This is a genomic window from Mycobacterium florentinum, assembly GCF_010730355.1.
Lineage (GTDB): Bacteria > Actinomycetota > Actinomycetes > Mycobacteriales > Mycobacteriaceae > Mycobacterium > Mycobacterium florentinum.
Genome location: NZ_AP022576.1, coordinates 4518442 through 4539476 on the forward strand (window position 1 = coordinate 4518442; position 21035 = coordinate 4539476).

At 66.9% G+C, this 21035-nt stretch carries 21 protein-coding genes and 2 pseudogenes; 10 read left to right on the forward strand and 13 right to left on the reverse strand.

The window, feature by feature from the left end; genetic code table 11:
* The first annotated feature begins 150 nt into the window (after window positions 1-150).
* From G6N55_RS21495 to G6N55_RS21505, 3 genes are read left to right on the forward strand one after another with little or no spacing between them, the layout of a single operon-like run.
* Window positions 151-1434: a cytochrome P450 gene (locus G6N55_RS21495; RefSeq protein WP_085223763.1), complete on the forward strand. Its 1284-nt coding sequence runs from the start codon at window positions 151-153 to the stop codon at window positions 1432-1434.
* Entirely contained in the window at window positions 1431-1619 is a 189-nt protein-coding gene (locus G6N55_RS21500; RefSeq protein ID WP_085223765.1) for a ferredoxin, read from the forward strand. Before G6N55_RS21495 ends, G6N55_RS21500 begins: the two co-directional genes overlap by 4 nt.
* 29 nt (window positions 1620-1648) lie before the next feature.
* Window positions 1649-1933, forward strand: coding sequence for a DUF1330 domain-containing protein (locus G6N55_RS21505; protein WP_085223767.1), 285 nt, complete (start codon window positions 1649-1651; stop codon window positions 1931-1933).
* A gap of 3 nt (window positions 1934-1936) precedes the next feature.
* Here the strand turns inward: G6N55_RS21505 and G6N55_RS21510 are convergent, their stop codons facing one another.
* From G6N55_RS21510 to G6N55_RS21540, 7 genes are all read right to left on the reverse strand, one after another.
* The gene (locus tag G6N55_RS21510) at window positions 1937-2137 is read right to left on the reverse strand and encodes a ferredoxin (RefSeq protein ID WP_085223769.1); all 201 of its coding nucleotides are present in this window, start codon (window positions 2135-2137) and stop codon (window positions 1937-1939) included.
* A 12-nt stretch (window positions 2138-2149) separates the two neighbouring features.
* On the reverse strand, window positions 2150-3355 hold the full coding sequence (locus G6N55_RS21515) for a cytochrome P450 (RefSeq protein ID WP_085223771.1): 1206 nt from the start codon (window positions 3353-3355) through the stop codon (window positions 2150-2152).
* Window positions 3356-3475: 120 nt separating this feature from the next.
* Window positions 3476-4276, reverse strand: coding sequence for an NAD(P)-dependent oxidoreductase (locus G6N55_RS21520; RefSeq protein ID WP_085223773.1), 801 nt, complete (start codon window positions 4274-4276; stop codon window positions 3476-3478).
* Window positions 4273-5088, reverse strand: a complete 816-nt coding sequence (locus G6N55_RS21525) for an NAD(P)-dependent oxidoreductase (protein WP_085223775.1) — start codon at window positions 5086-5088, stop codon at window positions 4273-4275. Before G6N55_RS21525 ends, G6N55_RS21520 begins: the two co-directional genes overlap by 4 nt.
* Window positions 5085-5918 carry an alpha/beta hydrolase gene (locus tag G6N55_RS21530; RefSeq protein ID WP_085223990.1) on the reverse strand — a complete coding sequence of 278 codons (834 nt, stop codon included), beginning with the start codon at window positions 5916-5918 and terminating at the stop codon, window positions 5085-5087. The genes G6N55_RS21525 and G6N55_RS21530 overlap by 4 nt, the downstream gene beginning before the upstream one ends.
* Window positions 5919-5968: 50 nt before the next feature.
* Window positions 5969-7624: a thiolase C-terminal domain-containing protein gene (locus tag G6N55_RS21535; protein ID WP_085223777.1), complete on the reverse strand. Its 1656-nt coding sequence runs from the start codon at window positions 7622-7624 to the stop codon at window positions 5969-5971.
* A gap of 128 nt (window positions 7625-7752) precedes the next feature.
* Window positions 7753-8079: a hypothetical protein gene (locus G6N55_RS21540; RefSeq protein WP_085223779.1), complete on the reverse strand. Its 327-nt coding sequence runs from the start codon at window positions 8077-8079 to the stop codon at window positions 7753-7755.
* Window positions 8080-8228: 149 nt separating this feature from the next.
* Here G6N55_RS21540 and G6N55_RS21545 point away from each other — a divergent pair, with 149 nt between their 5' ends.
* The 3 genes from G6N55_RS21545 to G6N55_RS21555 are packed head-to-tail and all read left to right on the forward strand — an operon-like array spanning window position 8229 to window position 10869.
* The gene (locus tag G6N55_RS21545; RefSeq protein ID WP_085223992.1) at window positions 8229-9152 is read left to right on the forward strand and encodes an NAD-dependent epimerase/dehydratase family protein; all 924 of its coding nucleotides are present in this window, start codon (window positions 8229-8231) and stop codon (window positions 9150-9152) included.
* A gap of 4 nt (window positions 9153-9156) precedes the next feature.
* Complete coding sequence (locus G6N55_RS21550) at window positions 9157-9900, forward strand: hypothetical protein (protein WP_085223781.1); 744 nt, start codon at window positions 9157-9159, stop codon at window positions 9898-9900.
* A gap of 12 nt (window positions 9901-9912) precedes the next feature.
* On the forward strand, window positions 9913-10869 hold the full coding sequence (locus G6N55_RS21555) for an LLM class F420-dependent oxidoreductase (RefSeq protein WP_085223783.1): 957 nt from the start codon (window positions 9913-9915) through the stop codon (window positions 10867-10869).
* Here G6N55_RS21555 and G6N55_RS21560 read toward each other — a convergent pair.
* Window positions 10870-11670: pseudogene (locus G6N55_RS21560) on the reverse strand (acyl-CoA dehydrogenase family protein).
* Window positions 11671-11844: 174 nt separating this feature from the next.
* Here G6N55_RS21560 and G6N55_RS21565 point away from each other — a divergent pair.
* From G6N55_RS21565 to G6N55_RS29940, 3 genes are all read left to right on the forward strand, one after another.
* Entirely contained in the window at window positions 11845-12717 is an 873-nt protein-coding gene (locus G6N55_RS21565) for an alpha/beta fold hydrolase (RefSeq protein WP_179968093.1), read from the forward strand.
* A gap of 113 nt (window positions 12718-12830) precedes the next feature.
* A complete protein-coding gene (locus G6N55_RS21570; RefSeq protein WP_085223785.1) occupies window positions 12831-13442 on the forward strand; it encodes a MerR family transcriptional regulator in 612 nt (203 codons plus the stop codon).
* The gene (locus G6N55_RS29940; protein ID WP_232078813.1) at window positions 13442-16468 is read left to right on the forward strand and encodes a DUF4349 domain-containing protein; all 3027 of its coding nucleotides are present in this window, start codon (window positions 13442-13444) and stop codon (window positions 16466-16468) included. The genes G6N55_RS21570 and G6N55_RS29940 overlap by 1 nt, the downstream gene beginning before the upstream one ends.
* Window positions 16469-16491: 23 nt before the next feature.
* Here the strand turns inward: G6N55_RS29940 and G6N55_RS21580 are convergent, their stop codons facing one another.
* Together G6N55_RS21580 and G6N55_RS21585 are read right to left on the reverse strand one after the other, a co-directional pair.
* Window positions 16492-16788 carry a ferredoxin gene (locus tag G6N55_RS21580; RefSeq protein ID WP_085223787.1) on the reverse strand — a complete coding sequence of 99 codons (297 nt, stop codon included), beginning with the start codon at window positions 16786-16788 and terminating at the stop codon, window positions 16492-16494.
* Window positions 16785-18082 (reverse strand): annotated as a pseudogene (locus G6N55_RS21585) (NADH-ubiquinone oxidoreductase-F iron-sulfur binding region domain-containing protein). The gene G6N55_RS21580 and the pseudogene G6N55_RS21585 overlap by 4 nt, the downstream one beginning before the upstream one ends.
* 36 nt (window positions 18083-18118) lie before the next feature.
* Here G6N55_RS21585 and G6N55_RS21590 point away from each other — a divergent pair.
* Window positions 18119-18592 (forward strand): hypothetical protein, encoded by a 474-nt coding sequence (locus G6N55_RS21590; RefSeq protein WP_085223791.1) that lies wholly within the window; start codon window positions 18119-18121, stop codon window positions 18590-18592.
* Between the two features lie 5 nt (window positions 18593-18597).
* Here the strand turns inward: G6N55_RS21590 and G6N55_RS21595 are convergent, their stop codons facing one another.
* Genes G6N55_RS21595 through G6N55_RS21605 form a run of 3 tightly spaced genes read right to left on the reverse strand, consistent with a single transcriptional unit; the run spans window position 18598 to window position 21025 of the window.
* Window positions 18598-19464 (reverse strand): alpha/beta fold hydrolase, encoded by an 867-nt coding sequence (locus G6N55_RS21595; protein WP_085223793.1) that lies wholly within the window; start codon window positions 19462-19464, stop codon window positions 18598-18600.
* A gap of 15 nt (window positions 19465-19479) precedes the next feature.
* On the reverse strand, window positions 19480-19878 hold the full coding sequence (locus G6N55_RS21600) for a Rieske (2Fe-2S) protein (RefSeq protein WP_085223795.1): 399 nt from the start codon (window positions 19876-19878) through the stop codon (window positions 19480-19482).
* 1 nt (window position 19879) lies between these two features.
* Complete coding sequence (locus G6N55_RS21605; protein ID WP_085223797.1) at window positions 19880-21025, reverse strand: amidohydrolase family protein; 1146 nt, start codon at window positions 21023-21025, stop codon at window positions 19880-19882.
* Window positions 21026-21035 lie beyond the last annotated feature (10 nt).

Genomic DNA, 21035 nt, shown 5'->3' on the forward strand with positions numbered 1-21035 from the left:
ATCGGTCCCGAACCCCGGGCTCTTCGGCAGTTCACTACCCAGTCCCAGTCCCATCGCGGCACCCGTCGTTGACGACGATCACACCGTGTGGAAATCTAATACTCATCTCTGAGAGGCTCATTCTCACTGCTGAGATTCGAACGGAGCAAGATGGCGAACGACTTCTCCAAGCTGGATTTCTTCCGCGGCAAAGAGCTCATCGCGGACCCGTACCCCTACTACGAGTCGCTGCGGGAGCAGTGCCCGGTGGCCCGGGAAAACCACCACGGGGTCACGATGGTGACCGGCTGGGAAGAAGCCTGCGCCGTGCTGAACGACGCCGAGACCTGGTCCTCCTGCATCTCGGTGACCGGCCCGTTCCCCGGCTTCCCGGTGAGCCTCGAGGGCCTGGAAAGCAGCGACATCACCGACCTGATCGAAGAGCATCGCGACGAGTTGCCGTTCAGCGACCAGTTGCCCACGCTCGACCCGCCGACTCACACCAACCACCGCTCCCTGCTGATGCGGCTGATCACCCCCAAGCGCCTCAAGGAGAACGAGGACGCCATGTGGGCGCTGGCCGACCAGGCGCTCGACGACTTCCTGGCGCCCGGGCACGGCGAATGGATCAAGGGCTTCGCCGGCCCGTTCACCTTGTTGGTCATCGCCGATCTGCTGGGCGTGCCGATGGAAGATCGCGACAAGTTCGTCAAGGGCATCGCCGAGCACGCGGGTGGCGGCATCGGGGGCACCGGCAAGGAGTCGCTGTCGCACAGTCCGCTGGAATTCCTGTACGGCCTTTTCTCCGACTATGTCTGCGACCGCCGCCGCGAGCCCCGCGACGACGTGCTGACCGGCCTGGCCACCGCCACCTTCCCGGACGGTTCGACGCCGGAGGTCGCAGACGTCGCGCGTGTTGCCGCCAACGTCTTCTCCGCGGGCCAGGAGACCACGGTGCGGCTGCTCGGTGCCGCGCTGCAGACGCTCGGGGAGCGCCCCGACATCCAGGCGCAGCTGCGCAAGGACCGCAGCCTGCTGCCCAATTTCATCGAGGAGTCGCTGCGTCACGAGAGCCCGGTCAAGGGCGACTTCCGGATGAACCGGCGCCCCGTCAATGTCGGCGGCGTCGACCTGCCGACCGGCACCACCGTGATGATCGTGCAGGCGGCCGCCAACCGCGACCCGCGCCGGTTCGAAGACCCCACCACCTTCGATCCGGCCCGCAAGAACGCCCGCCAGCACATCTCGTTCGGGCGCGGCATCCACAGCTGCCCCGGCGCGCCGCTGGCCCGGGCCGAAACCCGCGTGGCGATCGAGCGGTTGCTGGATCGCACGACGGACATCAGGATCAATGAGGACGTGCACGGGCCGGCGAATGATCGCCGCTACCAATATGTTCCGACCTACATTCTGCGTGGCCTCACCGAATTGCACCTGGAGTTCACGCTGGCATGAAGGTTTGGGTAGACGACCAACGCTGTCGCGGTCACGGGATGTGCCTGACGCTTTGCCCGGACGTGTTCAGCCTCACCGACGACGGATACGCCGAAGCGATAGATTCCGATGTCCCAACGGAATTGGAAGCGGCCACCCAGGAGGCCATCGAGTGCTGTCCCGAGCAGGCCATCAGCGAGAAGTAACGAAATGCACCGGCAAATAAGGAGACTCAATGCCGAAGGGATACGTCATCCTCACCGAGGCCATCAAGGACCCGGAGGGCATGAAGGCCTACGCCCAAGCCGCCGGAGGCACGATGAGCGGCGCCACCGTTCTCGCGGTGGACACCGCGCCCAAAGTCGTTGAGGGCGACTGGCACGGCGACCAGACCATCGTGCTGGAGTTCGAGTCCGTCGACGCGGCCCGCGCGTGGTACGAATCCGAGGGCTACCAGAAGGCGGCGAAACTGCGCCAGGCGGCCGCCGACTGCAATGCGGTCATCCTCTCCGGATTCTGACCGCTACTCTCCGACGATCGCGATTGCCTGCCGAGGGCATTGACGGACGGCTTCGCGGACGTCCGCCTCGTTCTCCGGGGTGACCTCTTCTTGGTGGACGGTGAGCATGTCGTCGTCACCGAGCTCGAAGATTTCCGGATTGATGCCCATGCAGACGCCGTTGCTCTCGCAGAGTCCCCAATCGACTTCGATTTTCCTCGTCATCGTGGCCTCCTTTTATCGAAGGACTTTGACGGGCACGCTCTTCCAGCCCGCGACGTTTTGCATGTTCACCCGTTTGCACCCGGACCAGTCCACCTCGTAGCGCGGCATGAATTCGACCAGCCGCTCCAGCGCGATCCGGCTTTCCAGCCGGGCCAGCGCCGCGCCCAGGCAGCTGTGAATTCCATACCCGAGGCCGAGATGCTGCGCCTCGGTCTGGTCGCGCTCGATGTCGAATGTGTCGGCGTCCGTGAAGGCCTCCGGATCGCGGTTGGCCGCGGCGCCGCACAGGAACACCGGCTTGAACGGCGGAATCACGCCACCGCTGACGTGCGCCTCCTTGAGCGTGTAGCGGACGTTGTACTGCACCGGACCCTCATAGCGCAGCAGCTCCTCCACCGCGCCGGGGATCTTCTCGGGGTCGTCCTGCAGCTTCTGCCACTGGTCGGGGTGGCGGGCGAAGATGACCGCCGCGTTGCCGATCAGCTTCGTCACGGTCTCGGCGCCCGCCCCGCCCAAAAGGGTCGCGAAGCCGGTGATTTCGATGTCGTCGAGCTTGCGGGACTGTCCGTCCTCGCCGGGGATCTCGGCCGCGATCAGCCTGCTGATCATGTCGTCCTGCGGGTCCGCGCGCCGCTCCTGGATCAGGCCGAAGTAGTACATCGCGGTGTCGATGTTGGCCTGCATGCCCTCTTCGCTGACCTCGATCTGCCCGGGCTCGTGATGCAGGCTGGTGTCGATCCAGTGCCGCACCTGCTGCCGGTATTCCTCTGGCACCCCGGCCATCCGGGTGATGACCTCCACCGGAAACGGCCCGGAGAAGTCCTGCACGACGTCGAATCGCTCCGGATCGCAAGCGCCCAGGTACTTGTCGATCACCTCGATGATCGTCTCGCGCTGCGACTGAATGGCCCGTGGCGTGAACGCCTTGTTGAGCAGGCTGCGCATGTGGCGGTGCTCCGGCGGGTCCATGAAGATGATCGACTTCTGCTCGGGGGAGATGCCTCTGCGCACCATCGCCAGGTCGCAGCCGCGTGCCGAGGAATACGTCTCGAAGTCTTTGAACGCCGCCGCGACGTCCTCGTGACGGGTCAGCGCGTAGAAGTCTTCCTTCTCGTCGTAATACAACGGCGCGTCCTCGCGCATCCGCCGATATATGTCGAACGGGTTGTTGTAGTAGTCCTCGGAGTACGGGTCGAAGATGAGCTTCGGCTTTGTCACTGACATGCTCCTCAGCGGCGAAGGTTGTGGCGGGCTGGAACCGTTACGATCGAATGCCTGACTGTAACGCTAACGGTAGCGCTTTCGTCGCGAACCCGGAAGAACCGAAGTGCCGTCATGTCAGACCTTTCCGCCGACATCGAGGGCTTCGAGGATGTCATCGAGGGCGCCGAGGTCGCTGCCGAGGTCTTCGGCGATGCTGCGCACGACTGCCACGTCTTTTTCGACGAATTCCCCGGCGACCTCGATGAACCCCGCGACGGAGCCGCGGGCTGCGACGATGTCCAGCACCCGGCTGGTGGCGCTGCCGTGCGTCAGCGCGTCCAGCACGGTCGATTCCGGGATGCCCAGGCGCTCGCCCAGCCGAATTGACTCCGCGAGCAGCCCGATGTGCCCGGCGAACAGCGCATTGTTGACCAGTTTCACCCGCTGGCCGGCGCCGCGGGGGCCGACGTGCAGCACCGGATCGCCATAGCAGGCCACTACCGGTCGCAGGCGCGCCACGGCGTCATCCGTGCCGCCGACGAACAGCGTGAGTCTTCCCGCCGCGATGTCGTGCGGGCCACCGCTGACCGGCGCATCGACGACTTCGACATGGTCGGCTCGCGCGGCGATGGCCTCGATCGTTTTCGGGCTGGTCGTGGTGTGCACCACCAGCGTCGAGCCCGGCGGCATCGCGGACAGCAGCGCGCCGTCCAGGCAGACCTGGCCTACTTGCTCGTCGGTGAATACGCACAGCACCACCGCATCGGCCTGCGCGGCGGCGTCGGTCACCTCGTTCACCACGGTTGCGCCCAGCTGCTCGAGGTCGTGCCGCTTATCCGCGTCGCGGACCAACACCCGGACGTCGTGGCCGGCCGCGGCCAGACGTGCGACCATCGGGCGGCCCATCCGCCCGGCGCCGACGAACCCGATCTTCAACGCGGGTGATCCATCATGGTCAGCGCGGCGTCGGCCGCATCGAGGACGGCGCCCGCGCGAGCCGCGGCCGCCTCGGCGAGATCGACGATCAGCCGGACGTCCTTCTGCAGCAGGGTGCCCGCCAGGCCGGCCAGCCGGTCCAGAGTGCCTTCGCCGCCAATAATATTGAGCGCGAAGCTGTTTCCGCTACCCCGCGAGACGACTTCGACGAGCCGCTCCGCGGTGACGCCGAGGGACTGCCCCAGCGAAAGGGCGGCGGCCGCGGTGCCCAGGTTGGCGGTGAACAGCAAGTTGTTCAGCAGCTTGGTGGTTTGGCCGGTGCCCAGCTCGCCGAGGTGGACGACCGGATCGCCATAGGTTTCGAAGACCGGACGGCAGCGCTCGACGGTGCCGGTGTCGCCGCCGATCATCACCATCAGACGGCCCTCGGCGGCGGCCGGACCGCCGCCGCTAACCGGCGCATCGATCACCGAAACACCTTTATTACCAACCCTTTTGGCCAGCGCCTTGCAGGTGTTGGGATGCACCGTGCTGTGCACCGCGATCACGCTGTCGGACTTGAGGCCGGCGATCAGCCCGTGCTCGCCGGTGGCGATCTCCTCGATATCGGCCTCGCCGACCACGCAGAGGCAGACCAGATCGCTGGCCGCGGCGAGTTCGGCCGGTGACGCGGCGATTTCCGCGGAGGTGTCGGCGAACGGCTCAACCGATGCGGGCCGGCGTGCCCACAGCGTGGTTCCGAAGCCGCCCTCGATGATCCGCCGGGCCATGGGGCCGCCCTGACTGCCCAACCCGATGAATCCGACTTTCATCCGGCAGCCTCCTCGTCGGCCGCACGCGCGGCCACACATTCGTCGGCGAACCCGAGAACCACCGCGTGATAGTCCGGGGCCGTGTGGCCGAGGCTGATGTTGTGGCCCGCGTCGGGTTGCCGGTGCACCGTGAAGCGCGGAGCGGAGGAAAACATCGCGGTGATTTCCTGGACTGCCGAATCGTCAGCCTGCCAGACCTTTTCGTGCTTGGCGATGCTGAAGTGCACCGGCACGCGCACGTCGGGGGCCAGCGCCGGGAACGTTTGACGGGCCCAGTCCGACACCATCTGGTCCTCGTAGGCCGGCGCCGACGGTGACACCGTCGCGCCGCGCAGTACCTCGGGCGGATACAGCTCCTCCGGGCTCCACAACAGGTCGCGCATGCCCGACGGACGGCGTTCGCGGGTCGCCGTTTTGAGTATTTCCCTGGCCGCGGGGTGATAGTGCCGGCCGGTGCCGGCCAATTCGATGCCGAGCAGATCGGCGCCGCGCTCGTCGGCGGCCATCCGCATCGTCAGCTCACAGCCACCCGAATGACCCATCACGAACAGGCCTGCGCCGCTTGGTCGTTCGCCGATGATGCGCTCGACCGCACCGTAGGCCAGGTTGACGCGTTGGTCGCCGGAGACCATCGCCTCGGGGTAGGGCGCCGAGCTGCCGTAGCCCGGCCGGTCAAGTGCCACCACGGTGAATCCCGCTGCAGCGCCGGTGCGTAACAACGAATACGACGGGTGGCCCGGGCAGTCGAAATAGACGGCGGTGGTGCCACCGCCGTGAATGGCCACGATCACGGCCTTGGGGTCGGGGGCTTCGCAGACCACAGCCGACATCGGCACCCCATCGACGATCACCAGCCGGGGACGCGGAGTCGGCGCGGTACTCACGTGTCGGCCCGCAGCAGCAGTACGCCGCTGGGCGTGAGGCCGCCGCTGCTGACCACGCCTACCCGTGCGCCGGCGACTTGGCGGTCGCCCGCCTCGCCACGCAATTGGGTGATGGCCTCATGCAGCAGGCCCATGCCGTGGGTGCGGCCGTGCGACAGTTGGCCGCCGTGAGTGTTGAGTGGCAGCTGACCGTCGCGGGCGATGTTCTTGCCGCCGTCCAGAAACTCCTTGGCCTCACCGATTCCGCAGAATCCCAGCGCCTCGATCCAAGACAGGCAATTGAAGGAAAACCCGTCGTACAGCTCGGCTACGTCGACGTCCGCGGGCCGTAACGAGGTGCGCGTCCATACGTGCGCGGACTGGCCCAGCACCTGCGGCTCATGCGTCAGCGTGCTCTGGTCCCAGTCGAGCCGCTCGACGATCTGCGTCCCGACGGCTTCCACCAGCACCGGCGGCTTGGCCAGGTCGCGGGCGGCGTCGACGGCGGAGACGATGACGGCTATCGCGCCGTCGCAGGGCACATCGCAGTCGTACAGGCCGAACGGGGTGGTGATGGGCCGCGCGTTGAGGTAGTCGTCCATCGTCATCGGGGTTCGGTAGATGGCCGTCGGGTTGAGTTCGGCGTTGGCGCGCTGGTTCAACGCGATCCAGCCCAGCGTTTCCTTGGTGGTGCCGTACCGGTGGAAGTGGCGCTGCGCGTTCATCGCCAGCGTGTGCGCCGCCGAGGTGGCGCCGAATGGCATCTGCCAGCCCGACATCCGGCCCATCGACGGGGCGATCTTGCCCTGCTTCATCAGCTCGCCGTGGGTGGCTTCCCACAGCGTCCGGAAGCAGAGCACATGGCGCGCCAGCCCGCAGGCGACCGCGAGCATCGCCGCGATCACCGAGCCGCCGGGGCCGAACGTCTCCATCGCGCCGTTGTGCCAGGTCGGCCGAATGCCCAGCGCGGCCTCGAGCGCGGTCACCCCGCCCTCCCCCATGCCCGCGACGTTGATCGGGCCCGGGTAGGTGGACAGGCCGTCGATGTCGGCGAAGGTGAGGCCGGCGTCAGCAATTGCCGCCTCACACGCGTCGATGGTGAGCGACAGCGGCGGCACCATCAACCGCCGCCCGACTTGCGACATGCCGATCCCGGTGAGAGCGGCCTTGTCCTCGAATTTCTCCCGGGTGAGCATTGGCTGGACGTGCTCGGCGAAGCGTTCCGGTGCGATCTCGTCGGTAGGCAGGGGAGCGGGCTCGGCGTCCGGGACGGGCCGAAACAGCGGGAACCAGACGTCTTCGACCTGCTCGAAGGCGACCTGGACCTGTTGGCCGAGTTCCAGTGCTTCGGGGTCGCACTCCACGATGTTGGTGGTCAACCGCACGCGGGGGTCCTCGGCGATCGCCACCTGCGCGATCACGTAGGGCGCCGTCAGCCCGGGCAGGCTGAACCGCTCGTTGATCGTGAACCCGGCGAGCGTCGCCTTGCCGGAGACCGCGCGCACCCCGACATCGAGTGATCGGCAATAGCGGCATACCGGCGCCGGCGGATGGATCAGGGATTCGCAGGCCCTACATTCCTGCAACCGTAGCTTTCCGTCGGCGCCCGAGGCCCAGAAGAACTCATTCTCCTGCGTGACCAGGGGCAATGGGCGGCCCGGTGCTGCTGACACGTCACCTCCGGGAGTCGCACGGCCGGCCCGGTAGGGCCATTATGCAAATTGGAGAATTACGTTATCACCCAAGCCAGGCACTATCCAGAAGCTGGTGCCGCAGGGCAGGTGAGGTGGGGCGCTCGCCGTCAGTACGGCACCCAGACGCCGTTGAAATAGGCACCCCACTGGTGAAAGCCGACACTCCACATCGGGGCGTTCGGTGACCACGCGGGCCGCAGGGGAGGTGGCGGCACATCCTGGCCGGCAAACCCCGGCGCGTAGGCCGGCGGGGCCACGTACCACGCCGGCGGCGCCGTCGGCGTTTTGCACTCGCCGGTCGCCTCATTCCACGACATATTGGTGGACAGACACTGCGCCCCAGGCGCCGCGATCGCCACAGCGGGCGTCGCGATCGCCATCGGCATGAAGACGAGCCCGATGACGGCACTCAATCGACCAACAAACCACCTCATGGTGGGCCTCCCGTTTGGTCATCCGACCTTGCTTCGTGCCATTTTATTCGTAGACGCCACCCGTGCCATTTCCGATCGGCCGGGCGTTTATGCTCCCAAAGAACATATCAAGTACTTCACATTGTCTCTCGTCGTGATCGGAGGCCTTGGTGCTCGACGCGGAGAAGATCCTGATCACCGGGGCGACTGGCAAGATCGCGTTCCCCATCGCGCGTACTTTGGCCGCGGCGGGAAACGAGGTGTGGGGTGCCGCTCGGCTGCAGGACCCCGCGGACCGGGAAAGGCTCGCCGAAGCCGGCATCAAACCCGTCGCGCTTGACATCGGCACCGGCGACTTCTCCGGTCTCCCCGACGATTTCACCTACGTCTTCCATGCGGCCGTGGACCCCGGTGCGGGCGACTGGAATCGCTGCGTCGAAACCAACGCGCAGATGTCGGGTGAATTGCTGCACCACTGCCGCGCCGCCGAGGGTTTCGTCTTCTGTTCCACCGGTTCGATTTACGCCTACCAGGGACGACGGCCGCTGACCGAATCCGATCCGCCGGGGGTGCCGCTGCGGGCGAACTACAGCATGTCCAAGGTTGCGGCCGAGGCAGTGTGCACGTGGATCGCTAAGCGCTATAGGATCCCACTCACCATCATCCGGATCTGTTCGACGTATGGGCCCCAGGGCGGTGCGCCGGCCGATCGTCTCGATGCGATGCTGGCGGGCAAGCCAATTCGGTTGCATCCCGACAAGCCGAACAACTACAACCCCATCTACGAGGACGACTATGTGGAACTCGGCATCCGCGCCATGCAAGTCGCCGCGGTGCCGCCGGTCGTAGTGAATTGGGCCGGCAGCGAGACGGTCAGCGTCGAGGACTACTGCACGTTCATGGGTGAGCTGGTCGGTGTCGAGCCGATCTTCGAGTACACGGCCGAGGCACACACGCCGCTATGGCCGGATGTCACCCGCATGCACGACGTTCTCGGCCGCACGAAGGTGCCCTGGCGTGACGGCTTCCGGCGCATGATCACGGCACGACATCCCGAAATCTCGCTGCCCCAGCATGATTCGACAGGAATCTGACGGTATGGCGCTTCCGGGCACGCCATCCGACGAGGTAGCCGAGATCCTCGCCGCCGGGCGCGGAGAGATCACCACGCTGTTCGTTTCCATGGCGACTCGCCATCCCGACGGAACCGACGCCGACTACCTGCGCTGGCACACGCTTGACCACCGCCCGGAGCAACACCGGCTCGCCGCGGTTCGCGCATCACTGCGGTTGGTGTCCACCCCGGCCTGCCGCGGTGCGCGTGCGGTCAGCGGCGGGCCGCTGGACGCCGTCGACCACGTGATGACGTACTTCTTCACGAATGCAGCCGGGCTGCACAGCTTCAACGAACTGTCCACGGCGCTAGGCAATGCCGGTCGCAAGCTCTCACTGCTGCCGCCGGTGGAGCGCGGTGTCTACGAGGTCCGGGATCGAGCGGCGGCGCCCCGGAACAAGGTCGGCTCAGATGTGCTTCCCTGGCTGCCGGTGCGAGGAGCCTACGTGATCGTCGAGCGGGGATCGGCAGCGGTGGACCCGCTGGTAAACGTAGACGGTGTCGCCGGCGTCTGGTCCGCACTGTCGCTTGAGGTCGACGCCAAACTGGCGAGTGCTCAAGGGAATCAGTCGATCACGTATTGCTTTCTCGATGACGACCCGGTCGCCACCGCGCAACGGCTGCGGCCGGTGCTCACGGCCCGGTGGGCAGCGTCCGACATCGAACCCCTCTTTGCCGCACCGTTTTTCACGGTGGTGCCGTACGAATGGGACCGGTATGTCCCGTAGACAGTGGGCCGCATGCGCATCGGCTTGATGGTGGGCTCCGACAAGGAGCGCGCGCGTGCCGACCGGTTGGGCGGGCTGATCGCCGACGCCGTCGCGGCCGAAAACGCCGGCTTCACCGCGTTTTGGATACCCCAGGTCCCTGGCTACCTCGACGCGATGACCGCGGCGACGCTGATCGGGCAGGCAACCGACCGCATCGAAATCGGAACGGCGGTCGTGCCGATTCAGACCCGCCATCCGCTGATCATGGCGCAGCAGGCCCTGACGACCCAGATCGCCTGCGGTGGGCGGTTCACGCTCGGCATCGGGCCCTCGCATCATTGGATCGTGCACGGCCAACTCGGGCTGGATTACGAGCGCCCGGCGCGCTTGGTCGGCGATTACCTGGACGTGCTCGCGGCGTCGTTCGCCGGGCCGGGGACGGTCGACGTCGACAATGACAGCTATCGGGTCCACTCGCCGGTGGACGTGACGGATAGCTACGACGTTCCAATTCTGTTGTCCGCGTTGGGCCCGACGATGCTGCGGCTTGCGGGGGAGCGAGCCGGCGGCACCGTGCTCTGGATGGCGGACGAGCGGGCGATCCGCGACCACGTCGTCCCACGCATCAGCGAGGCGGCCGCGCGTGGCGGGCGGCGCGCACCACGGATCGTCGCAGGAGTTCCCGTCGCACTGTGCGCCAACGACGAGGCAGACGACGCCCGCGCCTACGCCAGCGACGTGCTCGGGCACGCCGACTTCTCGCCGAACTACGTCCGACTGCTGGAACACGGTGACGCCCAGGACGTCGGCGACACGATGGCCGCGGGCGACGAGTCGGCGATCCTGGCCCGGCTGCGCCGCTATCGCGACGCGGGCGCTACCGAGCTGGCAGCGCGAATTGTGCCGTTGGGCAAGGATGCAACGCAACGGACCGAATCCCGACGCCGGACCCACGAGTTTCTGTCGTCGCTGTGTCCGGCGTTGTGATCAGCGCGACGGCAGACCGAGCACTCGCTGCGCGATGATGTTGCGCTGAATCTCCGACGTGCCGCCGGCGATGGTGCCCGCGTAGCTGCTGATGTAGCGGGTGAACCAGCTGGCGGTAAAGACGTTGGGGGCGTGGGGGTTATACGGAGCGGTCAGTGCCGTGTCGCGCAATCCGTCGATTCCCGACCCGTCCAGCGCGTGGCGGAGCGCGTTCTGTTCGGCCTCCGAACCGAAAACCTTGAGCACGGACAGGCCCGCCACGTCGACGTCTCCGCGGGCGGCGCGCCCCAGCGCCCGCGAGCCGAGCAGCCGCAGTGCGTAATAGTCCATCGCGATGGTGGCGTAGTGATCCTCGATCAGTTCCGCCTTCGTCGAGAGGCCGGCCAGGTCGGAGCCCGCTCCCGGCTCGCTCATTCCCAGCGACGCGGTCATGTCGGCGCGCAGAATCGGTATCGCCCAACGCCGCTTCTGCTCGTCGGTGCCGAAGGACAGCAGCGACGCCGCGATGATGCCGACGCCTTGCGGGTTGAAGCAGTGATAGATCCGGCGCCGCGACAGCTACTCGCGGTGCACAAATTGCTGCAGGATATTCGCGTTGCGGCCGCCGAATTCGGGTGGATTGCCGGGGAGCAGCCAGCCGTGGTCGAACTGGAGCCGTTGCCAGCGGCGTGACCATTCGGGCAGATGCGATGTCGACGAGGGGCGTTCGGCGGCCTGCGCCTGCGTCGGCAGATGTTCGTCGAGAAAGTCGACGAACTCCACCCGGAAGGCTTCCACCTGGGCGTCGAAAGTGAGTTGCATGAACGCGACGGCCGATCTGGTAGGACCGTTATTCGGATCAGCGAAATTACGCTATCACTCGCCAGGACCCGCGATCCAGACCGCGTGACGTAGCGGGCCGCGGCATTCATAATCTTTTGGTCCGGTTCGAACCGCGGATTTCGGTGTGCGGTCATCAGCCGCAAAGGTGGACGAATGTCCGAGTACGTCGCCGATGAACAATACCGGGTGGTTCGGCTGCGGGACGGGCGGCGGATGAGCTACGCCGAATACGGCGACCCGAACGGCTTTCCGGTACTCAACGCGCACGGCGGACTGGCCTGCCGGGTGGACGTTTCCGCCGGCGCGCCAATCGCCAACGAGTGTGGCGTTCGCCTTATTTCCCCCGACCGACCGGGCGTCGGCCGGTCGGACCCGCATCCGGGCCGGACCATCCTTGACTGGGCGCGCGACGTCGCCGAGCTGCTTGACGGACTCGATGTTGCTCGATTCGCCGTGATGGGCTGGTCTCTCGGTGGGCAGTACGCCGCGGCGGTGAGTTACGCACTGCCGCAGCGGGTGATACGCGCCGCCATCATCGCCGGTGCGCTTCCGCTGACCGAACCGGGTGCAATCGATCATCTGCCGACTATCGATCGCACCTATATCCGATTGTCTTGCCGCGCACCGTGGGCGGCGCGGCTGTGCTTTCGCACCACGGGGCTCGGGGCCGCATGCGCCCCGCGACTGTACGGCCGGCTTGCCGCGCGCGAACTCGGGCCTGCCGATGCCGCGGTGCTGAGGGCCGACGGTTTCTCGAGTTTTGCTCGCATGTCGCGCGAGGCGCTGCGACAACCACAAGGCGTCGTCGAGGAGTACCGTGCCATGGTGCGCCCGTGGGGCTTCGCGCCCGAGGATATCCAAGTGCCGGTGGATATTTGGGCCGGGGCGGACGACCAATTCGTGGATCCGTCCTGGACCGCTGAACTCGCCCGTCGCATACCGCACGCAACGCTGCACCTGCGCGCCGGCGGACACTTCCTCGCCCACCTCTATTACCGGGACATCTTCACGTCGCTACGCGGCTGATGAGCCGCTCAGCGCGTGAAGCCCCATTCGGCGTCGGGCACTGGGTAGCCGTCGACGGCCGCCCTACGACCTACACGTTGACAGTGTCACAATAACAGTGTCAGTATCGAAGGATGACCGAAGGGGCGTCCTGGACGCTGGACGAGCTGGTGCGACGGGTCTCCGCCGGGCTGGCCGATCCCGCGTACCCGGGGGCGCCCAACGGGCGAGTCCGGGAGCTGCCCGACCGGCGGGTTGTGCGGTGGTACACGACGACCGGACTTGTCGACCGACCAGCCATGCGCGGGCGCACGGCCGTCTATGGCCCGCGGCACCTGCTGCAGATCGTCGCCCTCAAACGCCGCCAGGCCGAGGGCCGCTCGCTCGCGGAGATCCAGGCCGAGTTGGCCGGGGCGACAGACGAAACGTTGCGCCGCGTCGCCGCCGTTCCCGACGAACTGATCGTCACGGAGCCGGCGCCGGCGGCCCCGGCCCGCCGGGCCCGGAGCCGGTTCTGGGCCGACCCGCCTGCTGCGGCGGAACCGGCGACGTCGGGCAATGGCGCTGACACTGTCACCAGGCTGGCCGGCGTGAGCCTGCCCGGTGGGGCGTTTCTGATGCTGCCCGCCGATCGCGTCGGCCGGCCCGACGCCGACGACATCCAGGCGATCCACGCGGCCGCGCGGCCATTACTCGAACTGCTGGCCGACCGCGGCCTGCTGCCCCCCGATGAACGGAGCTCATGATGACGGTCCGCATCACGACGATGACCGACGCCGAAGCGGCTCGCTCGGCCGCCGCGGACGACGAGGCCGGGCTCGGTGCGCTATGCACCGAGCGGGGCAATCTGCCGCTCGACTGCATCGACGTGCGCGCGGAGATCACCGGGCTCACGAGCCGGGTAGAGCTGACCCAGGATTTCGTCAACTCCTATGACGTACCGCTGGAAGCCAGCTACGTGTTCCCGCTCCCGGATCGGGGCGCGGTCACGCGGATGCGGATGTCCGCCGACGGGCGGGTTGTTGAGGCCGAGCTACGAGAGCGTGAGGCCGCTCGCGAGGCCTACGACCAGGCCATCGCGTCGGGCCGACGAGCGTCCATCGCCGAGGAGGAGCGGCCCGACGTTTTCACCATGCGGGTCGGCAACATCTTGCCCGGTGAACGGGTCAGTGTCGCGCTCACACTGGTCTGCCCGCTGTCCTACGAGGACGGCGAGGCGACGTTCCGCTTCCCGCTCGTGGTTGCGCCGCGGTACATCCCGGGTGAACCCCTCGCGGCTGTCGCGGTCGGCGACGGCTACGCCGACGACACCGCTGCGGTCCCGGATGCATCACGCATCACCCCGCCCGTGCTGCTCCCCGGTTTCCCCCACCCGGTACCACTGGCCATCGAGGTCGGCATCGACCCGTGCGGCCTCGCGCTCTCCGAGGTGCGGTCGAGCCTGCACGCGGTGTCTACCGACGACGACCGGATACGAGTGCGGCCCGGCGAGCGGGCCGATCGGGATTTCGTCCTGCGGCTGCGCTACGGCGCCGACGATCTCACCAACTCGCTCGTTCTGGTACCCGACGCGGATGGCGACGAGGGAACATATCAACTCACCGTGTTGCCGCCGGCGTCCAGCGCACCGGCACGCCCCCGGGACCTGGTGCTGGTGCTGGACCGCTCCGGCAGCATGGCCGGGTGGAAGATGGTGGCCGCCCGCCGCGCCGCGGCGCGCATCGTCGACACGCTTACCACCGGTGACCGATTCGCCGTACTCACATTCGACGACCAGATCGACCACCCCGCGGGTCTTCCCGACGGGTTGGCCGACGCCAGCGACCGACACCGGTACCGCGCCGTCGAACACCTCGCCCGTGTCGACGCGCGGGGCGGCACCGAGATGGTCGAGCCGTTGCGGCAGGCGCTCGCCTTCTTGCGCGAGACCCCGGGGAGCGACGCGCGCGATGCCGTCGTCATCCTCGTCACCGACGGCCAGGTCGGCAATGAGGACCAGCTATTGCGAGAGCTGTCCAGCGATCTGCGCCGGGTACGGATCCACGCGGTGGGCATCGACCAGGCCGTCAATGCCGGATTCCTGGGTCGCCTGGCCGGTGCCGGCGGAGGGCGCTGCGAGCTGGTGGAAAGCGAGGACCGCCTCGACGAGGCAATGGATGCCATTCACCGCCGCATCGGCGCGCCGTGCGCGTACTCGTTGGCGCTGAGCACCGATGGACTGACCGTGATCGAGGACACCGCGAGCCCGGCCCGGCTGCCCGACCTGTTCCCGGGGGTGCCTCTCGTGGCGGCCGGGCGGTATCGGGGAGGTGCGACCGGCGCGGTCACCCTGCGCGGCACGACCGGCGACGACGGGGACTGGTCGACGACCGTCGCCGGAGAGCGCCGCGAGGCCCCGGCGGTTACCGCCCAGTGGGCGAGGGCGCACTTACGTGACCTGGAGGACCGGTACGCGTCGGCGGACACGGAGGCCCTGGAACGGCGGATCATCGACACGTCATTGCGGTTCGGTGTGTTGTGCCGGTTCACGGCCTACGTCGCCGTCGACCACCGAGTTGTCGCCGAGGGCGGCGTGCGGCACCGCGTGATGCAACCCGTCGAGATTCCGGCCGGGTGGGATCGGTGCCCGACCCGTGACGGTGTCGACGCACTCTTTGCGGCCGCACCCCAAGGCATGACTCTTGCGGGCCGGGATTTCTCGGCCAAGCCGATGGCATCGGCTCCGGTACCCGCGGCAAGTGCACTGCCGGGTCAGCCCGCACCGCCCGTCAAGACGCCATCGAGTCCGACACCGTCGACCGGCGGGGGTGCCGAGGGCAAAGCGTCGCAATCGCGAACAGTCAAGCTGCGCAATGTGATTACGGTCGCGTTGGTGGGTTTGTTGCTCATCGGCGTCGGCTGGACCTGGTCGCTGAACCGGGTCGATCTGTCCACCACGGCGCGCGATGAAGGAGTCGTGGGTGGCAAGCCGGTGCAAACGGAGGATGCATTCCGCCCCGCTCCCGCGACGAAGGGCGGCGTTGGCGAGAACACGGTCGCGGCACCAGAGGCACCGCCACCGCCGGGAACCCCCGCGGACGGTACCTACAAACGAGACATCATCACGACGGGGTCGGTGCAGATGGTCGTCTCCGAGCCGACCCAGGTCGCCGACCGTCTCATCTCCGCGGTCACCGATGCCGGCGGCCGAGTGGATTCTCGATCGGAGCGATCCGGATCGTCGTCGCCGGCGGTTGATCTGGTGCTGCGCATTCCTGCGGACAAACTCGACGGCGTCCTGGCCGACGCCAAGAAACTCGGGACGGTCGAGTCGATGTCGATCGGCCACAACGACGTTACGTCGCAGCGGGTCGACCTCGATGCCCGCATCGAGGCGCTACAGACCTCGGTCAACCGACTGCTGGACCTGATGCGCCGGGCGGGCAGCGTCGCTGACTTGCTCGCGGCGGAGTCGGCGCTGACCCAACGACAAGCGGATCTGGACTCGCTCAGGGCGCAGCGTGCCTCACTGGGCGACCAGATTTCCTACGCGACAATCAATGTCAATCTCTCGGCGCAACCGACCGTGGCCCGCCAGGGTTTCCTCGGGGCGCTCGAACACGGGTGGCAGTCGTTGACCTCCACTGCCTATGGCGTGGTGCTGGCGGTCGGATTCCTGCTCCCGTGGACGCCGGGGCTGGCAATACTCGTCCTGATTGTCGCATTAGTGTTGCGCCGCCGGCCTTTTCGGCGGGGACAACGCCCTGGTAAGAGTCCGGAACCCGGCGCGTAACGCGCCGGCGTTCGCGGGCAGCCTCAGCGCGTGAAGCCCCATTCGGCTTCGTTCTCTTCGGTTTTGAGATGCTCGGCCGGATCGTCCGCGTCGGTGAGCGGCGGCTCGGGGGCGCGGAACCGGCGCTCACCGATCTCGGTGATGGCGTGCACCGGGCAGTCCAACAGTGCCCGCATGACCGCGTCATGATCTCCTTCGGCGACGGTGCCGTCCCCGATCAGCGCCGCGTATCCCCAGTCGTCCAGCGAGAAGTATCCCGGCGCGTGCTTGGCGCAGACGCCGAAGCCGTCACAAATGGTGCGGTCCAGACGGATTTTCATGCGTGCCTCACAGCTTCTGCCTCATACGGTCGGTCGGCGCGGAACGCGCCACCGGCGCAGTCCGGGCAGGTGCCGTCGAGATGTGCGGTGACTTCGGCCGGGAATTGATCGAGCAGGCTGGCGGCGATATTGGTGGCGGCATCCAGTGTCGCGCAGGCCCCGCGCCCGCGCAGCAGCACCGACCAACGGCGCAACCTGTCGACGTCCTCTTTCGTCGCGGCGCCGTCGCGCAGCGCCCCGGCCGCCGCCGCCATCGCCGCCGTCCCGTTGAAGCACGACCCGCACTGCCCGGCATTTTCGCGGTCGAAGTAGGCCAGCACCCCGCCGCGACCGCGATGGGGCAATCGTCGGTGATCACCGAGACCGCACCGCAGCCCAGACCGCTGCCGAGGCGCCGCATTGTCTCGTGGTCCAGCGAGGTCTCCAGCACGGTGCGGTTGAGCAGGCCGGCAAAGTACCCGCCCATCAGCGCCCCACGTACCTTTTCTGGTGAAATTCCATGCAGGGCAAGCAATTCGGTGAATGCCAAACCGTGGGGGAGTTCGTAGAGGACCGGCGGCCTGCCGCCACCGGTGATGGTGGCCAAAAACGTGCCCGGCGACAACGACGTGCCCTGCGACCGGAACTCGGCCGAGCCGTGGCCCTGCAGGTAGGGCAGATTGGCCAGCGTCTCGACGTTGCTCACCAGCGTGGGCCGATCGTCGACACCGGCTTCGAACGGGCGGGGCGGCTTATCGGTCGGCTTGGCCGGGCCACCGTTGATCATCCGAACCGCGGCGGTCTCCTCGCCGGCTACGTACCCCGGCGCCACCGTGATTACCTGCACAGAGATGCCTTGGATTTCGGAATCGAGCTCGCCGAGGGCGGTTTCGACGCTGTGCGCTGATTCCGGGTCGGACACATACACGTATGCGCGGTCGGCGGCCACGACTGCCGCGGCCAACCGCAGTCCGTCCAAGACCAGGTGGGGGCGGTTGCGCAGCAGCCAGCGGTCCTTGAGCGAAGCCGGTTCTCCCTCTTCGCCATTCGCGATGACGACGGGGCCGCCAGTGATCAGGCGCCCGTTGTCGCGCACCGTCCGCAACTTCACCGCAAGCGGGAAGGCCGCACCGCCCCGGCCGACGAGTCCGCTGGCTTCGACCTCGCTCAGCAATGCCTCGGCATCGGCGAGCGGCAGATAGCCGCCCAGCCGTCGATAGGCCGCGAGGTCCTCGGGACCTTGTTCAATGAGCAGCCGCGGTGTGCACCCGGCAAGGGTGGCGGTGGTGATGGGGGTGGACTGGGTGGTGTTCAAAACTGGCCTGCCATCGTCTTAGTTAGGCTTGCGCACATGCGAACTGCCGTAGTGCGTGTCAACGTCGACCCGGAAAGCGTTCTTACGCCGGCGCAACTACGCGATGGCATGGCAGCGCTCCTGCAGCTCGCGGCCGAGGCCGGCGCCGGCGTGGTCGAGAACGACCTCGCGTCCATGCCGATCAGCCGTCGCGAAGTGGAGGTGCTCGTCGCGGCCGAAGACGGCGACACGGCCAAAGAAACCGCGATCGGTTTGTGCACCATGGTATTCAGCGTTACCCCGGTCCCGGGCGTGATTACTTTTGTCAGCCGCGGAACCGACGACGACGCGCAGGGCGTGCTCTCCGCGTTCGGCCTGACCGGTGACATTGTGCGCAGCCCCGGCGAGGACGGCTTCGACATCGTCTATGTGACGCTGCGGGAGGCGGACCTCGAACGAATTCCGGAAAGCAGAGTCCACACGGCGCTGGAAGCGTCGCTCAACTGCGAGGTCCACATTCGCACCGTGTAGCGCCATTACGAGCCCAGGAATTCGAGAATCGCCGGTGCCGCCTGCACCCAGGTGTCGAACATGTTGAAGTGATTCACCCGTCCCGCCGCGCGGTCTTCGGACGCGCGCTCCCAGGCGTCCTCCGGCCACGGCGGGTCGATGAGCTTCGATCCCTTGATCAGGCAGCTTACTTCCAGCGACGTCCGCTTGGGGTGATCCATGTCGTTCTCGCCGCCACGAATGATCAACGTGGGAACCTTTATCCGGTCGAACATCTCGTCCTCGACACCGGGAATCGTCTGCCCCGGCTTGGAGACGAACGCGTTGAGCCAGCGCAACATGAGCTTGAGGAAGTCGTCCTTGTCGAAGTCGAGGAAACGTTGCTTGTTGGCCGGGTTCTCCGCGATCCGGTCGCGCCATTCCTGCACCTGCACCACGCCGTCCATCCCCGTGCCGCGCACCGCGAGGATGCTGGGAATGATGTAAAAGGAACCCAGCACGAAGGTGCCGTAGGTGCCGCCGACGATGTTCCACACCACCAGCTTGGTGACCATCTCGGGGTAGAGCATCGTGGTCAGCATGGAATCCCTTGCGCCGCCGGATCCTCCGGCGAGGATGCAGCGCTCGAAGCCCAGCCCCGTCACCAGCTTGTGCAGGGTCTCGGCGCGCATGTGTGATTCGCTTTGCCCATAGAACTGCACATCGGAGGCCCCGCAATTGGGCCGGTCCCACAGCAGCACCCGGTAGCCGCCCGCGGCGAGCGCCTCCGCGAGCGGGCGCAAACCTTCGATCTCCTTACTGAACCGCCCTCCGGGCGTCAGGGCAATGAGATCGCCTGAGTCACCGAGGATTTCGTAGACGACATTTCCCCCGTTGATCTCGATTGAAGGCACGCGATTCTCCTGTAGTTAGGCTTGGACCAGAACGTCATTGCCGACGACTCGCACCGGATAGGTGCGGATACTCCATTCCGGCTTGACCGCGGTTGTGCCGGTCGCCAGCTCGAAACCCCATTGGTGCCAAGGGCAGTAGATGAACTCCAGGTCCCGCACCATCACCGCGTCGCCGGGCACGGACTCGTCGACGATGGTCCGTCCGCGCGGGCGCCCCGAGCACAGCGGACCGCCCTCGTGCGGGCAGTAATTCGCGATGGCGTAGAAGGTGCCGTTGACGTTGTAGACACCGACACCGTGCCGTCCGATCGGTACCAGCTTGTGCTTGCCCGGCGGAATCTCGTCCACGGTTGCGACGACGTGCTCGCGGCCCTGGGCGAGACGAGGCTCGGGCCGTTTCGTTTCTTCTGACAATTCAGAGCACCCTGGTCTGACCCTCGAGCACCGGGACGGTCTCGGGCAGGTGATAGGTGGCAATGCCGTTCTTGTACATCACCGCGTCGCGGGCGTGCTTGGGCAGGTGCTTGACCAACCAGCGCGGGTCGTCGAACGTCCAGTGCGGGTAGTCCGAGGAGAACAGCAGGATCTTCTCGCACTCCATCCATTCCAGCGCCCGGGTCAGCTCGGTCTTGTCTTCCGGGTAGTCCAGCGGCTGGGTGGTGAACTTGATGTGGTCCTTGACGTACTCCGAGGGCCTGCGCTTGATGTCCACCCACGACTTGCGTGCTTCGTAGATCGCGTCCATCCGCCACATCAGCGGCAGGATCCAGGTGAACGCGTGCTCGACGAAGACGATCCGCAGCGTCGGGAACCGGTCGAAGACGCCGTCGAAGATCAGGCTCATCACCTGGTTCGCGGCCAGCAGCGAGTAGGTCACCATGAAGTCGTGGTTGTAGCTGGGGAATCCGACCGGCGGGATCGGTAGCTCGTCGAATTGGCTGCGCGACAGGTGGCAGCTCACCGTGATGTCGTGCTTGGTGGCGGCGGCCCAGATCGGGTCGTATTTCGGGTGGCCCCAGGACGGCCGCGGCTCGGCCTTGATCAGAATCTGCGCCATGAACGGGTGCCCGGCCCATTTCTCGATTTCGCGCGCGGACTCTTCGGGCTCCTCGATGGCGGCGCAAATCGAACCGCGCCACCGCTCGTGCCAGTTGTTGTGACTGTCCAGCCAGTGATTGGCCTGCCAGTCGTTCAGCGCGGCCGACATCGCGTGCTGCGCTTCGGGCAGCCGCGCCGGGTAGGCGGCCGGCTCCAGGATCGCGATGTCGGAGCCCGCCTCCATGATCAGCTGACGAAACGCCATATTCGGGTCGCTGCACGGGAATTCGCCGTTGGCCGGGAAGGTGTCCACGCGCATCGCGTAGGAGTGCGCGTAGTCGGGGGCGTCATAGTAGATCTGCTCACCCACGGCGCGGGTGAGGAAGTACTTGCTGCGCCAGGGCTCGGGGATGTACGGGACCAGCTCGCCCCGCTTGGGCGCCGGGTGGACATCCGAATCGACGCAACGGACGGCTATGCGCTCGGTAGCGGGAACCCGCTCCTGCGAATGGGTCAACGTCATCTGGGTCTCC

Bases quoted from the DNA above. Each gene is read 5' to 3' on its own strand.
- G6N55_RS21530 (WP_085223990.1), bottom strand. From the start codon at position 5,918: ATGTCGGCTGTGGTCTGCGAAGCCCCCGACCCCAAGGCCGTGATCGTG.
- G6N55_RS29940 (WP_232078813.1), top strand. From the start codon at position 13,442: ATGACGGTCCGCATCACGACGATGACCGACGCCGAAGCGGCTCGCTCG.
- G6N55_RS21580 (WP_085223787.1), bottom strand. From the start codon at position 16,788: ATGAAAATCCGTCTGGACCGCACCATTTGTGACGGCTTCGGCGTCTGC.
- G6N55_RS21570 (WP_085223785.1), top strand. From the start codon at position 12,831: ATGACCGAAGGGGCGTCCTGGACGCTGGACGAGCTGGTGCGACGGGTC.
- G6N55_RS21565 (WP_179968093.1), top strand. From the start codon at position 11,845: ATGTCCGAGTACGTCGCCGATGAACAATACCGGGTGGTTCGGCTGCGG.
- G6N55_RS21495 (WP_085223763.1), top strand. From the start codon at position 151: ATGGCGAACGACTTCTCCAAGCTGGATTTCTTCCGCGGCAAAGAGCTC.
- G6N55_RS21510 (WP_085223769.1), bottom strand. From the start codon at position 2,137: ATGACGAGGAAAATCGAAGTCGATTGGGGACTCTGCGAGAGCAACGGC.
- G6N55_RS21605 (WP_085223797.1), bottom strand. From the start codon at position 21,025: ATGACGTTGACCCATTCGCAGGAGCGGGTTCCCGCTACCGAGCGCATA.
- G6N55_RS21525 (WP_085223775.1), bottom strand. From the start codon at position 5,088: ATGAAAGTCGGATTCATCGGGTTGGGCAGTCAGGGCGGCCCCATGGCC.
- G6N55_RS21505 (WP_085223767.1), top strand. From the start codon at position 1,649: ATGCCGAAGGGATACGTCATCCTCACCGAGGCCATCAAGGACCCGGAG.
- G6N55_RS21500 (WP_085223765.1), top strand. From the start codon at position 1,431: ATGAAGGTTTGGGTAGACGACCAACGCTGTCGCGGTCACGGGATGTGC.
- G6N55_RS21590 (WP_085223791.1), top strand. From the start codon at position 18,119: ATGCGAACTGCCGTAGTGCGTGTCAACGTCGACCCGGAAAGCGTTCTT.
- G6N55_RS21540 (WP_085223779.1), bottom strand. From the start codon at position 8,079: ATGAGGTGGTTTGTTGGTCGATTGAGTGCCGTCATCGGGCTCGTCTTC.
- G6N55_RS21555 (WP_085223783.1), top strand. From the start codon at position 9,913: ATGCGCATCGGCTTGATGGTGGGCTCCGACAAGGAGCGCGCGCGTGCC.
- G6N55_RS21550 (WP_085223781.1), top strand. From the start codon at position 9,157: ATGGCGCTTCCGGGCACGCCATCCGACGAGGTAGCCGAGATCCTCGCC.